Raw genomic sequence first — 13797 nt, 5'->3', positions numbered from 1 at the left:
ATCGTAGCTCATTGTTACCTACACTCACAATGAACACCGTCCTGATATTGTTCCCGCATGACCAGCCCCGATTCCGACGGCCTGCTCGCCGAGCAGTTGCTGCGGCTCACCCGCCGGGTGCACCGCATCCAGAAACGGCACCTGGAGCAGCGCGGCCTCGGCGTCACCCCGGCCCAGTCCCGGCTGCTGCGCACCCTGGCGCACTACGGCTCGCCGCCCCGGATGGCGGACCTGGCCGCACGCCTGGAGGTGGTGCCGCGGGCCGTGACGACGCTGGTCGACGCGCTGGAGACGGCCGGAAAGGTACGCCGCGTCCCGGACCCGGCCAACCGCCGCGTGATCCGGATAGAGCTCACGGACGACGGCCGCGCGACCCTGCGGGAGCTGCACGCCGCGCGCAGGTCGGCCGCGGAGGAGATCCTGGCGCCGCTGACGGACGGACAGCGGGCGCTGCTCGGAGGGCTGCTGGACACACTGGTCGACGGACCGGCGGCCGAGCGCTGCGGGGACGCGCCCGCATGACGCGACGGGCCGCCGCCACCGCGGCGGCGGCCCGCACCGGTGCGCGGACCGTCCCGCCCCCGGGCGCTCGGCGGCCGCGGTCCCGCCGCCGGTCCGGCGGTGTGGGCGGGTGAGCGGCCGAGGGTGGTCGTCGCACGGCCGCGGAAGGCGCCGCCGTATCCGGCGACGGCCGGCCGGCGGCCGCCCCGCGTGCCGACGCGGTGCTCGGGACCGGGCGCGTGAGTGGCGGAGCGGGCGCGCTCGCCGTCGCCGGCGGCACGCGCGGCGGCAGGAACGGGAGTCCGGCGTCCCCCGGCAGCCGGATCCGCGCACGCGTCTGGAAAACCGTTTGATTTCGACCACGCCGCGACGCGAACCTGTCACAGTTTGCTGCCGCCGGCAGCCGCCGCTCGCCCTGCCCGTCCGATGCCGCGCCCCGCGGCTTCCGCCACCCCTGACACGAGCCACTGGGACGTCATGCAGATTCAAGATCTTCCGTACCCCGACCCGGGCGTGCCGGACGCGCGCTCGGGCCCCCGGTTCCTGTGGTGGCTCTTCCGCAACCAGCTGGGCGGTCAGCTCCGGTCGCTGGCCTGGGGCCTGCTGCACTTCGGGGCCGTCTCCGCGCTGCCGTTCTGCGTCGGGATCGCCGTCCAGGCCGTCGTGGACCGCTCCGGCGCACGGCTCGCCCTCGCGGGCGGGCTGCTCGCCCTGTGCGGCGTGGCCACCGCGCTCGGGGACACCTTCCTGCACCGCGCCGCCGTCACCAACTGGATCACGGCCGCGGCCCGGGTCCAGCAGCTGCTGGCCCGCAAGGCCGCCCGGCTGGGCTCGGCGCTGACCCGGCGCGTCGCGGCCGGTGAGGTCGTGTCCGTGTCCACCGGCGACGTCGAGAAGATCGGCTGGTTCGTGGAGGCCACCTCCCGGTTCACCGCGGCCGCGCTCACCGTCGTCCTGGTCTGCGCGGGCCTGCTCGTCTACCAGCCGGCGCTCGGCGTGGTCGTCGCCGTGGGCCTGCCCGTGCTGGCCGTCGCGGTACTGCCGCTGCTGCCCCGGGCGACCCGGCGCGCCGACGTCCAGCGGGAGAAGGCGGGCCGCGCCACCGAACTGGCCTCGGACACCGTCGCCGGCCTGCGGGTGCTGCGCGGCATCGGCGGTGAGGAACTGTTCCTCGACCGCTACCGCCGCGCCTCCCAGGAGGTCCGTCACGCGGCCGTGCGCAGCGCCCGCATGTGGTCCCTGATCGCCGCGATCCAGGTGCTGCTGCCGGGACTGCTGCTGATCGCGGTCGTCTGGTACGGCGTCCAGCTGGCCCGCGAGGGCCGGATCACCGTCGGCGAACTGGTCACCGCCTACAGCTCGGTCATGATCCTCACCTATCCGCTGCGGCACTTCGAGGAGATCGCGATGGCCTACTCCTTCTCGCGGCCCTCGGCCAAGCGGGCCGCGCGCGTGCTGGCACTGGAGCGGGCCACGGACACCGCGGGCTCCCGCGCGGCCGGCGTCCCGGCCGGCGACCTGTACGACCCGGCCACCGGTCTGCTCGCGCCCGCCGGCCGGCTCACCGCCGTGGTGTGCGGCGATCCCGACGCGGCCGGCCGGCTGGCCGAACGGCTCGGCGGGCACCCCGCGGAGGAGGGCGCCTCGGTGCTGCTCGGCGACGTGCCGCTGGACGAGCTGCCGCTCGACTCCGCCCGTACGGCCGTCCTGGTGCAGGACAAGGACCCGGTGCTGCTCTCCGGGTCCCTGCGCGAGCTGCTCGACGTGCCCGCCTCGGGCCAGGTGAGCGCCCGGCAGGCGCTGGCGGCCGCGCAGTGCGAGGACGTGCTGGCGGCGCTGGCGCAGGGGTCGCTCGGCGCCGAGGACCCGATGGACGCCCGGATCACCGAACGCGGCCGGTCCCTGTCGGGCGGCCAGCGCCAGCGGCTCGCGCTGGCCCGGTCGCTGGTCGCGGACCCGGAGGTGCTGGTCCTGGACGAGCCGACCTCCGCCGTCGACTCGCACACCGAGGCGCGTGTCGCTCAGGGCGTGCGCAGCCTGCGGGCGGGGCGCACGACCGTGGTGTTCACCTCCTCGCCGCTGCTGCTGGACCGCGCCGACCGGGTCGTGTTCCTGCACGGGGGCGCGGTCGCGGCGGCCGGCACCCACCGCGAGCTCGTGCGCACCGAGCCCCGGTACCGGGCCGTGGTGACCCGCGAGACCGACGAGGAGACCGCCCGCCGGGCGGGCGCCGGCGACGCCTCCCGCGCCGACGGGGACGCCCTGCACGACGCGCTCGAGGAACTGCGGGAACTGGAAGAGCTGGAAGAGATCGAGGAGACAGCATGATCGGCGTGGCGCCCCCGGCGTACGACCCGGCGGCCCCGACCACGGCGCACACCCTGCCCGTCGGCGCCCCCGCGACCGTACGCGCCTACGTGGCCGAGCTGCTGCGCCGGCACCGCCGGGCGTTCCTGGTCCTCGTTACCGTCAACACCGTCGCCGTGGCCGCCTCCATGGCGGGCCCCTACCTGCTGGGCGGGCTGGTGGAGCGGGTGTCGGACGGCGCCCGGGAGCTGCGCCTCGGGCTGACCGCCACGCTGTTCGTGGTGGCGCTGGCGCTCCAGGCCGCGTTCGTACGGCAGGTGCGGTTGCGCGGCGCGATGCTCGGCGAGCGGATGCTGGCCGACCTGCGCGAGGACTTCCTCGTCCGGTCGGTCGGGCTGCCGCCGGGCGTCCTGGAGCGGGCCGGGACGGGCGACCTGCTGTCCCGGATCACCACCGACATCGACCGGCTCGCCAACGCCATGCGCGAGGCCGTGCCCCAGCTGGTGATCGGCGTGGTGTGGGCGGCGCTGCTGCTGGGCGGGCTCGTGGTGACGGCTCCGCCGCTGGCGCCGGCCGTGCTGATCGCCGTGCCGCTGCTGGTGGCCGGCTGCCGCTGGTACTTCCGGCGGGCTCCCTCCGCGTACCGCTCGGAGGCCGCCGGGTACGCCGCCGTGGCCGCCGCGCTCGCCGAGACCGTGGACGCCGGGCGCACCGTCGAGGCCCACCGGCTCGGTCCGCGCCGCGTCGAGCTGTCGGAGCGCCGGATCAAGGAGTGGACGGCCTGGGAGCGTTACACGCTCTGGCTGCGTTCGGTGCTCTTCCCGGTCGTCAACGTCACGCATGTGACGGTGCTCGCCTCCGTCCTCATGGTCGGCGGGGTGTTCGTGCTGCGGGGCTGGATCGGGATCGGGCAGCTGACCACGGGCGCGCTGATCGCCCAGATGCTCGTCGATCCCGTGGGGCTGATCCTGCGCTGGTACGACGAGCTGCAGGTGGCGCAGGTGTCGCTGGCCCGGCTGGTCGGGGTCCGGGACATCGAGCCGGACGCCGGCGACCCGGAACTGGTCCCCGACGGCCGCCACGTGCACGCCGACCGGGTGCGCTTCGGCTACCGGGAGGGCGTCGACGTCCTGCGCGAGGTGTCCCTGAGGGTCGCTCCCGGCACCAGGCTGGCGCTGGTCGGCCCCTCGGGCGCGGGCAAGTCCACCCTGGGCAGGCTGCTCGCCGGCGTCTACGGGCCGCGGGCCGGCCGGGTCACCCTCGGGGGCGCCGAACTGTCCCGGATGACCGCGGAACGGGTCCGCTCCCACGTCGCCCTGGTCAACCAGGAGCACCACGTCTTCGTGGGCTCCCTGCGGGACAACCTCCGGCTCGCCCGCACCGGCGCCACCGACGCCGAGCTGTGGGCGGCGCTGGGCGCGGTCGACGCGGACGGCTGGGCCCGGGCACTCGGCGACGGCCTGGACACCGAGGTCGGCTCGGGCGGTATGGCGCTCACCCCGGCCCAGGCCCAGCAGATCGCGCTGGCCCGCCTGGTGCTGGCCGATCCGCACACCCTGGTCCTGGACGAGGCGACCTCCCTGCTCGATCCCCGGGCGGCACGCCACCTGGAACGGTCCCTGGCCCGCGTCCTGGACGGCCGCACCGTCGTCGCCATCGCCCACCGCCTGCACACCGCCCACGACGCGGACGTCATCGCCGTCGTCGAGAACGGCCGCATCAGCGAGCTCGGCAGCCATGACGAGCTGGTGGCGGCGGACGGCGCCTACGCGGCGCTGTGGCGGTCCTGGCACGGGTGACGGGACCGGCCGAAGTGCCGGGCCGGGTGGACCGGGGCCGGACCGGAGCGGCACGGGCCCGGACCGGAGCGGGCCGGGGGCGGTGCGGCGCGCACCCGGAACGCTCGCTCCCCGGCCCGGGCCCGTGCCGTTGCGCGGTGCCGAACCCGGGTGGAAGGCTGGGGAGAGGCACCGGTTCGGGGGCGCCCGGGAACCTCTCGGTCCGGCGACGGGCGACGCCAGTGCCCCGCGCGGCGGCGGCCGACCGCGATCCGCAGTGAGAAGGCGCCCGTCCCACCCCCTGGAGGTACCCGTGAACAGCGCCGACGGATGGGGAGACGACGTCTACCAGCCCGACGGATCCGAGCAGGTGGATGACGCGGGGTTGCTCGACACACAGGACACCCTGGCTTACGAGGGCGTCGACGATCCCCTCGATCCGGGCTGGTCGCCCCCGGAGCGGCCCTGGGCCGTGGAGCACATCGGCGTGACGGCCGCGGAGCGCCTGCGCGGCGAGACGCTGGAGCAGCGGCTCGCCGAGGAGGTGCCGGATCCCGTCGCACCCGGCGGCGACGGACTCGGCGACTGCGAGGGCACCGACGGCGAACTCCTGGACAACGAGGTCGGCGCGGTTCGCTCCGGCCGGCTCGTGGCACCCGACGAGGGCACGCACGAGGACGACGAGCCCGCGCTGATCGCCACGGACGTCGGCATCGACGGCGCCGCCGCCTCCGCGGAGGAGGCCGCGGTACACATCGTCGACGAGGACGCCCTGCCCGGCTGACCTCGCGGCCGGCTCCGCCGTCCCCGCGCCGCCCCGACCCGCGCCGAGCAAGGAGCAGCCATGCGCCAGGACACGCACCCCGACTACCACCCCGTCGTCTTCCGCGACCGCGCCGCCGGCTACGCCTTCCTGACCCGGTCCACGGCGACCAGCGACCAGACCATCGCCTGGGACGACGGGGAGACCTACCCGGTCGTGGACGTGGAGATCTCCTCGGAGAGCCACCCCTTCTACACCGGCAAGGCCCGCACCGTGGACTCCGAGGGCCGCATCGCCCGGTTCGAACGGCGCTACGGCGGCGAGGGCCGGGGCACCGGCGGCGGCACGGGCTGAGCCGCCGGGGAGAAGCCCGGGCAGGGGTTCGCGAGCGGGCCCGGGCGGGTGCTCGCGGGCCGGCCCGGTCCAAGCCGCGGAGCCGGCCCCGGGTCTCAGATGACGTTGAGCGCCGCCGCGCAGCCCACTCCGCCGAGCACCATGAACGCCGGCATCAGCACTTTCAGCTCGACCCAGCTGCCCGCCCGGAACCGCATGGCCTTCGGCGGCCCGACCGGGTACCAGCGCTTCCGGCCGACCGGGATGGGCCACAGTATCGGGCAGCCCGAGACGGTCAGCGCGTCCCCGATGTCGTGCACCAGTGCGCCCAGCACTATCGGCAGGCCCAGCCACAGGTACTCCTGGCCGGGCTCCGTGAACAGCCAGTCCGACCCGTTGCCCGGCTGGTCGAGGGTCCCCACCAGGATCCACGCGCTGGTCGCGGCCAGCAGCCAGACCAGCACGTCGCTGCTGGAGCCCCGGGTCGCCCGCCACAGCAGGCCCTCGATGGCGAGCACCATGTGCACGAAGAGGATCGCCAGCACCGCCCAGCGGCCCCCGGTGATCGCCAGGGCGGAGCAGCCCGCGCCGATCAGGACCGCCCACAGCCAGGTGTGCGTGAGCGTGCGGTGCCCGCCGGAGCGGCGCGGGTCGCCCTGCTTCCTCGTGGCCTTGTAGACGGCGTAGGAGAGCTTGTCCACGATCTCGCACAGTCGGCGCGACAGCGGTCCGAAGGCCCGCGAGATGGTGGCCGCCTTGTGGTCCAGGTCGGGTGCGAGCGCGGCTCCGGCGCAGATCAGGGCGCCGCACAGGAGGACCGGCCAGGGCATCGGGTGCCCGGCCGCTGCGGTCGCCGCCCCGACGCCGAGCCAGGCCGCGGCACCCGACAGTGAGTGTGCTGGTCCCATCATCGCCGTTGCCCGCCCCATTCCTCGTGTGCCGCTGCCCGGCCGGCCGGGCGCGTCGACGCTCCGCCGGCGACACAGCGTAGCGTTCGCGATCTTCGAACGGGCAGCCGATTGCCGTATCGGGGAGGAGGCCAGGCAAGATGGGGGCGTGACCCTCATCGATCAGCTCCCGCCGACCGCCGACCCCGACGCCCTGTACGAAGCCTTCGAGTCGTGGGCCGAGGAGCGCGGCCTCACGCTCTACCCCCACCAGGAGGAGGCGCTGATCGAGGTGGTCTCCGGGGCGAACGTGATCGTGTCGACGCCCACCGGCTCCGGCAAGAGCATGATCGCCGCGGGAGCCCACTTCGCCGCGCTGGCCCGGGACGAGGTCACCTTCTACACGGCCCCGATCAAGGCGCTGGTGTCGGAGAAGTTCTTCGAACTGTGCAAGCTCTTCGGCACCGAGAACGTCGGCATGCTCACCGGCGACGCGTCCGTCAACGCCGACGCGCCCGTCATCTGCTGCACCGCCGAGGTGCTGGCGTCGATCGCGCTGCGCGACGGCAGGGACGCGGACGTCGGCCAGGTCGTCATGGACGAGTTCCACTTCTACGCGGAGCCGGACCGCGGCTGGGCCTGGCAGATTCCGCTGCTGGAGCTGCCGCAGGCGCAGTTCGTCCTGATGTCGGCCACGCTCGGCGACGTCTCCTTCTTCGAGAAGGACCTCACCCGCCGCACGGGCCGCCCCACGGCGGTGGTCCGCTCGGCGACCCGGCCGGTGCCGCTCTCCTACGAGTACCGCTACACCCCGCTCACCGAGACCCTCACCGACCTGCTGGAGGCGCGGCAGGCCCCCGTCTACATCGTGCACTTCACGCAGGCGCAGGCCGTGGAGCGGGCGCAGGCGCTGATGAGCATCAACATGTGCTCGCGCGAGGAGAAGGACCGGATCGCCGAGCTGATCGGCAACTTCCGCTTCACCACGAAGTTCGGCCGCAACCTCTCCCGTTACGTCCGGCACGGCATCGGCGTCCACCACGCCGGCATGCTGCCCAAGTACCGGCGTCTGGTGGAGAAACTCGCCCAGGCCGGTCTGCTGAAGGTCATCTGCGGTACGGACACCCTCGGCGTGGGCGTCAACGTGCCGATCCGCACGGTGCTGTTCACCGCCCTCACCAAGTACGACGGCAGCCGGGTGCGCACGCTGCGCGCCCGTGAGTTCCACCAGATCGCCGGCCGGGCCGGACGCGCGGGCTTCGACACGGAGGGCTTCGTCGTCGCGCAGGCCCCCGAGCACGTCATCGAGAACGAGAAGGCCCTCGCCAAGGCCGGCGACGACCCGAAGAAGCGGCGGAAGGTCGTCCGCAAGAAGGCGCCCGAAGGGTTCGTCGGGTGGACGGAGAAGACCTTCGAGAAGCTCATCGAGTCCGAACCGGAGCCGCTCACCTCCCGCTTCCGGGTCACGCACACCATGCTGCTGTCGGTGATCGCCCGGCCCGGCAACGCCTTCGAGGCGATGCGCCGGCTGCTGGAGGACAACCACGAGCCGCGCAAGCAGCAACTGCGGCACATCCGGCGGGCGATCGCCATCCACCGCTCGCTGCTGGACGGCGGTGTCGTGGAGAAGCTGGACGAGCCGGACGCCCAGGGCCGCATCGTCCGGCTCACCGTGGACCTGCAGCAGGACTTCGCGCTGAACCAGCCGCTGTCCACCTTCGCGCTGGCCGCGTTCGAGCTGCTGGACCCCGAGTCGCCGTCGTACGCGCTGGACATGGTGTCCGTCGTGGAGTCCACGCTGGACGACCCGCGGCAGATCCTCGCCGCCCAGCAGAACAAGGCGCGCGGCGAGGCCGTGGCCGCGATGAAGGCGGACGGCGTCGAGTACGAGGAGCGCATGGAGCGCCTCCAGGACATCACGTACCCGAAGCCGCTGGAGGAGCTGCTCTTCCACGCGTACAACACCTACCGCAAGAGCCATCCGTGGGTCGGCGACCATCCGCTGTCGCCGAAGTCGGTCGTCCGCGACATGTACGAGCGGGCGCTGTCCTTCACGGAGCTGGTGTCCTTCTACGAGCTGGCCCGCACCGAGGGCATCGTGCTGCGCTACCTCGCCGGCGCCTACAAGGCCCTGGAGCACACCATCCCCGACGACCTGAAGTCGGAGGACCTGCAGGACCTGATCGAATGGCTCGGCGAGACGGTGCGCCAGGTCGACTCCAGCCTGCTGGACGAGTGGGAGCAGCTCGCCAACCCGCAGGAGATGACCGCGGAGGAGGCGCAGGAGAAGGCCGACCAGGTCAAGCCGGTCACCGCCAACGCGCGCGCCTTCCGCGTCCTCGTCCGCAACGCCATGTTCCGCCGTGTGGAGCTCGCCGCCCTGGACCAGGTGGAGGAACTGGGCGAGATGGACGCCGACTCCGGCTGGGACGCCGAGGCGTGGGGCGAGGCGATGGACAAGTACTGGGACGAGTACGACGACCTCGGCACCGGTCCCGACGCCCGCGGCCCGAAGCTGCTGGTCATCGACGAGGAGCCGGAGAACGGCCGGTGGCGCGTCCGCCAGATCTTCGACGACCCGAACGGCGATCACGACTGGGGCATCAGCGCGGAGGTCGACCTCGCGGCCTCCGACGCGGAGGGCCGCGCGGTCGTCCGCGTCACCGATGTCGGCCAGCTGTGAGCACAGGAGAATCCCACCCATGACGAATCCGGCCGAGAGACTCGTCGACCTGCTCGACCTGGAGCAGATCGAGGTCAACATCTTCCGTGGCCGCAGCCCGCAGGAGTCCCTGCAGCGGGTCTTCGGCGGGCAGGTGGCGGGCCAGGCCCTGGTCGCCGCCGGCCGCACCACGGAGGGCGACCGCCCCGTGCACTCGCTGCACGCGTACTTCCTGCGCCCGGGCCGGCCGGGCGTGCCGATCGTGTACCAGGTCGAGCGGGTCCGGGACGGACGGTCGTTCACGACCCGGCGGGTCACCGCCGTGCAGCAGGGCCGCACGATCTTCAATCTCACCGCCTCCTTCCACAAGCCCGAGGAGGGGAGCTTCGAGCACCAGTTGCCACCGGCCCGCGAGGTTCCGGACCCGGAGTCCCTGCCGTCGGTCGTGGACGAGATCCGGGAGCATCTGGGCGCGCTGCCCGAGCAGTTGGAACGGATGGCCCGCCGCCAGCCCTTCGACATCCGCTACGTGGACCGGCTGCGCTGGACGCCCGAGGAGATCAAGGACGCCGAGCCGCGCAGCGCCGTGTGGATGCGCGCGGTCGGGCCGCTGGGCGACGACCCGCTCGTGCACACCTGCGCGCTGACCTACGCCAGCGACATGACCCTGCTGGACGCCGTGCGCATTCCGGTGGAACCCCTGTGGGGTCCGCGGGGTTTCGACATGGCGTCGCTGGATCACGCCATGTGGTTCCACCGGCCGTTCCGCGCGGACGAGTGGTTCCTGTACGACCAGGAGTCGCCGATCGCGACGGGCGGCCGGGGCCTGGCGCGCGGGCGGATCTACGACGTGCAGGGACGCCTGCTGGTGTCCGTCGTCCAGGAGGGCCTGTTCCGGGCCCTGTAGGTCACGAGCCCGTGCGGCGCAGCAGGCCGGGCGGCCGGCCCGGTCGCCTGGCCGGTTTCCGTTCCGGGTCCGCGCCGGAGGGGGCCGGCCCGGGGGCGGGGGGCGGCGCCGGCCTGTGTTCGCGCGTCTCGGCCGGCGCCTTCGCCGGGTCCGCCCGGAGCCGGGCGATCCCGTCCGCGTCGTCCGCCGTCGTGCGCGGTGATGTCGCCGGACATGGTCGTCTCCCCCGTGGAGTCGCGCGGCCGACGCCGTGCGCGCCCGCCCGGAGAAGACCGCAGCCGCTTCGGCGCATCGCGTGGCGGGCCTGTGGACAACTCCACGGAGGTGACGCATCTCCGGGTCAGAAGTCCGCGGCCGGGGCCCGATCGGGCTGCCGGGCGTGCACGTCGAGGTGTTCGCCGACCCGGTTGACGAGCAGCGTCATCTCGTAGGCTATCTGCCCGATGTCGGCCTCGGCGCCGCTGAGCACGCACAGACAGCTGCCGGTGCCGGCCGCGGTGACGAACAGGACCGCGTCGTCGAACTCGACCATGGTCTGGCGCACTCTGCCGGCGCCGAAGTGGCGGCCCGACCCCTTGGCCAGGCTGTGCAGTCCGGACGCGATGGCGGCGAGGTGCTCGGCGTCCTCGCGTCGCAGCCCCGTGCTCGCGCCCGTCACCAGGCCGTCGTTGGACAGGACCAGCGCGTGCCGCACGTGTTCGACGCGCTCCGTCAGGTCGTCCAGCAGCCAGCCAAGTCCCTGGTTCTGCGCCATGATCTCCCCGTGTTCTCCCCGTGGATGTCTCCTCCTGGTCCGGAGGATCTCTCCGCGCCAGCCTTCCCCACCTGCGGGCGCGGAGCAAGGCGCAGGGGAGGCATGGCGCAGAAGATGACCGATGCCGAGTGGCGGGCGTCCGCCGTCCCGCGGTCCGCGCCGTCCGCGCCCTCCGTTCACCGGCCCGCCGCACCGAGCGGTTCCTGCGCGCGCGGTGGTGCCGGTCTCCCCGGCCGCGCCCACCGGGGCGGGCCCCGCCCGTGCCGGGCCCGTCGCCGGCCGGCGGCCCGGCCGCCGGTGCGGTGGTTCCGCCTCCCGCGACACCGGATGGGGGATCATGCGGAACCATGAACGACGATCACACGCACGTCCGGGAGTTCTTCACCGCCCGCGCCGCGGACTGGGACAGCCGCTTCCCCGACGACGGCCCGGCCTACGCGGCGGCCGTCGCCGGGCTCGGGCTGCGGGAGGGGGACCGCGTGCTCGACGCGGGCTGCGGCACCGGACGTGCCCTGCCGCCGCTGCGTGCCGCCGTGGGTCCCTCGGGCGTGGTCGTCGGGGTCGATCTGACCCCGGCCATGCTCCGGGCCGCCGTACGGGCGGGGAGGGACCGGGACGGGCGGTTGCTGCTGGCCGACGTGGCCGCGTTGCCGTTGCGGTCGCGGTCGCTCAACGCCGTGTTCGCGGCGGGCCTGATCGCGCACCTGCCCGATCCCGCCGGGAACCTGCGGGAGTTGGCGCGCGTGGTGCGCCCGGGAGGCGTGCTGGCGCTGTTCCACCCGATCGGCAGGGCGGCGCTCGCGGCCCGCCAGGGCCGCCGGATCACGCCGGACGACCTGCGCGCGGAGCCCCGTCTGCGTCCGCTGCTGGCCGGCTCGGGGTGGCGTATGACGTCGTACGCCGACGAGGACAGCCGCTTCCTGGCGCTGGCCGTCCGCGAGGGCTGACCGGGCGCCCGCGGAGCAGCGGCCGCGGACCGCTGCCGCCGCGGACGCGGTCGTGCGGGGCGAGCGGGCCGGCCGGTCCCCACGGACGGCGCGGCGCTCCCGCTCGGCCGGGGAACCGCAGCTTCGGGCGGGGTGAGGGGGTCGTGACAACGGCCGTTCGGTCGCACTAGGGTGCGCGCCGTTGGACGAACTCCTGGGGAGGCTGGGATGGCAGGGACGGACGAGGACGCCGTCGCCGCCGCGGACGACACGCTCCACGTGCTCACGGCGGTGCTGCTCACCCCGGCGCAGTTTCCGAGCGTGCTGGGCGACGACTACCCGCAGGCGTGCGCGGCGCTCGGTCTCCCGCCGCGCGCCGGCGGGTACGGCCTGGTGCTCGGCCAGGACGACGACGGCGCCCGGTGGACGGTCGTCGTCGACGACGTCTCGCTGGTCGCCGTCGCCATCGCGTCCTGGGACTGCGGCATGGAGTACGAGCTGTCCCCGGACGACCGTACGGTCGTGGCCGCCCTCCCCGGCTGGCCGCTCGCGGTCGCCGTCGCGGCTCCCGGTGTTCCCGCGCCGCACGACCCCGTTTCCGGGCCCGCCGGCCGGCCTGCCCTGTCGCCGCCGGACACCACCGTCTGGGGGCCTGCCCAGCGGCGCCTGGGCGCCGACGAGATCGCGCTGCACTGGTCGCTGTGGCGGGACCGGGTCGACGACGCGGGCTTCTCGGCGCCGCGGGGCGCCGGGGAGGCCGCCGGCGGCCGGGAGGAAGCCGGAGAGGACACGGAAGCGGCCGGGGACGGCGCCGGGGGCGGGGATGTCCGCAGCGGGATCCGTCGTGTGCTCGCGCAGGCCCGCGCCTACCTCGACACGCCGCCGCCCCCCGGCCGGGTCCGGTCGTCCTTCGCGCCGGGCGGCGCGCGGACGCTGCGCGCCGACGGCCCCGGCTGGTCGCTGGTGGCCAGGACCGACGACATCGCGTTCGTGCTGCTCGACGAGGAGCCCGGCGAGGTCCTGCCGGTGGGCCGGGGACCGGAGCTGCCGGGCCTGCTGGAGGCCCTCGGCAGGATGGCCGTCCGTCCCGGCTGAGCCCCGGGCGCCGCGGGGCTCCCCCGCTCGGACACGGGGTTCCGGGCGGCGCCGTGATCGGCTCCCGTGCGCTCTCCCGCCCTGCCGCACCGGGGCGTCAGGGCCCTTCCGACGGGTCTTCCGACGCCGGGACGCCCGGCGCGCACGCCCGCCGCACGGCCCCGGCGGGCAGGTGGCTCCGCCCCGCGCCCCTCAGCGGCCGAGCTCCTTGCGGGTGACACGGCGCAGCCTGCGCCGCTGGGACGGGTCCAGCGCGAGGTACGCGGCGGCCGGGACTCCCAGAATCACCAGGAGGGCGGCCCACCAGGGCAGCCAGATCCACAGGACGAGCCCGGCCGCCACGCCTCCTGCGGCGATCTTGGCGTTGTTCGACATCGGTGTCGCCTCCTTCGCGGCGCTTGCCGCTCCGTTCCGAGAACGGGCCCGCGTCTGCGGCGGTTCCGGCCGGGACCCCGAGGAGCCCCTGAGACTCGACCCTGACGTGCCCCCGAGACGCCGCCGGTTCCGCCTCGAAGAAGCACCGCCCTCTCAGCATGGTGACCCACATCACAGGAAAGGCCTACCGGGCGAGCGCGGAAGTCCGGTATCCCCGGCGACCCGAATCAACTAGTCAAATGTGAAGTGTCAGTCATCGCCGTGCAGACGCCTCCTGCGGCATCACCGTCGGAGATCTCCGAACTGGCCCGGCGCTGCGCCGTGTTCGTACCCGGCGACCCGGCCCGGACCGGCTCCGCGGCCTTCCGGCGGCCCGATGCCGGGGCCCTGTCGGCGGTCGCGTCGGGATTCCCCGACGACCTGACGGTCGCCGTTCCCGCGGGCGCCGGGGTCGATCCGGCCGCGCTGGAGGTCCTGGCCGCCCGGACCGCCGCGGAGGCCCGCCGCCT

General features: G+C 74.4%; 12 protein-coding genes. 9 read left to right on the top strand and 3 right to left on the bottom strand.

Going from position 1 to position 13797, the window contains the following annotated elements:
* Positions 1–57: 57 nt before the first annotated feature.
* From ACIBAI_RS06910 to ACIBAI_RS06890, 5 genes are all read left to right on the top strand, one after another.
* On the top strand, positions 58–522 hold the full coding sequence (locus tag ACIBAI_RS06910; protein ID WP_344601461.1) for a MarR family transcriptional regulator: 465 nt from the start codon (positions 58–60) through the stop codon (positions 520–522).
* A gap of 456 nt (positions 523–978) precedes the next feature.
* Positions 979–2829 carry an ABC transporter ATP-binding protein gene (locus tag ACIBAI_RS06905; protein ID WP_399031639.1) on the top strand — a complete coding sequence of 617 codons (1851 nt, stop codon included), beginning with the start codon at positions 979–981 and terminating at the stop codon, positions 2827–2829.
* Complete coding sequence (locus ACIBAI_RS06900; protein ID WP_399031638.1) at positions 2826–4607, top strand: ABC transporter ATP-binding protein; 1782 nt, start codon at positions 2826–2828, stop codon at positions 4605–4607. Before ACIBAI_RS06905 ends, ACIBAI_RS06900 begins: the two co-directional genes overlap by 4 nt.
* A gap of 292 nt (positions 4608–4899) precedes the next feature.
* Positions 4900–5370: a DUF5709 domain-containing protein gene (locus ACIBAI_RS06895; protein WP_399031636.1), complete on the top strand. Its 471-nt coding sequence runs from the start codon at positions 4900–4902 to the stop codon at positions 5368–5370.
* Between the two features lie 60 nt (positions 5371–5430).
* Positions 5431–5703 (top strand): type B 50S ribosomal protein L31, encoded by a 273-nt coding sequence (locus ACIBAI_RS06890; protein ID WP_399031634.1) that lies wholly within the window; start codon positions 5431–5433, stop codon positions 5701–5703.
* 95 nt (positions 5704–5798) lie between these two features.
* Here ACIBAI_RS06890 and ACIBAI_RS06885 read toward each other — a convergent pair whose 3' ends face one another.
* Positions 5799–6593, bottom strand: coding sequence for a metal-dependent hydrolase (locus ACIBAI_RS06885; RefSeq protein WP_399031632.1), 795 nt, complete (start codon positions 6591–6593; stop codon positions 5799–5801).
* Between the two features lie 145 nt (positions 6594–6738).
* Between ACIBAI_RS06885 and ACIBAI_RS06880 the strand changes: the two genes are divergently transcribed.
* On the top strand, positions 6739–9252 hold the full coding sequence (locus tag ACIBAI_RS06880; protein ID WP_399031631.1) for a DEAD/DEAH box helicase: 2514 nt from the start codon (positions 6739–6741) through the stop codon (positions 9250–9252).
* 19 nt (positions 9253–9271) lie between these two features.
* Positions 9272–10138, top strand: a complete 867-nt coding sequence (locus ACIBAI_RS06875) for an acyl-CoA thioesterase (RefSeq protein WP_399031629.1) — start codon at positions 9272–9274, stop codon at positions 10136–10138.
* A 340-nt stretch (positions 10139–10478) separates the two neighbouring features.
* Here the strand turns inward: ACIBAI_RS06875 and ACIBAI_RS06870 are convergent, their stop codons facing one another.
* Entirely contained in the window at positions 10479–10892 is a 414-nt protein-coding gene (locus ACIBAI_RS06870) for a roadblock/LC7 domain-containing protein (RefSeq protein ID WP_399031627.1), read from the bottom strand.
* A gap of 347 nt (positions 10893–11239) precedes the next feature.
* Between ACIBAI_RS06870 and ACIBAI_RS06865 the strand changes: the two genes are divergently transcribed.
* On the top strand, positions 11240–11839 hold the full coding sequence (locus ACIBAI_RS06865) for a class I SAM-dependent methyltransferase (protein ID WP_399031625.1): 600 nt from the start codon (positions 11240–11242) through the stop codon (positions 11837–11839).
* Between the two features lie 207 nt (positions 11840–12046).
* A complete protein-coding gene (locus tag ACIBAI_RS06860; protein ID WP_399031623.1) occupies positions 12047–12913 on the top strand; it encodes a hypothetical protein in 867 nt (288 codons plus the stop codon).
* Between the two features lie 192 nt (positions 12914–13105).
* Here the strand turns inward: ACIBAI_RS06860 and ACIBAI_RS06855 are convergent, their stop codons facing one another.
* Complete coding sequence (locus ACIBAI_RS06855) at positions 13106–13288, bottom strand: hypothetical protein (RefSeq protein WP_344604597.1); 183 nt, start codon at positions 13286–13288, stop codon at positions 13106–13108.
* Positions 13289–13797 lie beyond the last annotated feature (509 nt).

Origin of the sequence: Streptomyces sp. NPDC051041, from assembly GCF_044456065.1 — a bacterium.
Lineage (GTDB): Bacteria > Actinomycetota > Actinomycetes > Streptomycetales > Streptomycetaceae > Streptomyces > Streptomyces glaucus.
This window is presented reverse-complemented; position numbering and strand designations above follow the sequence as displayed.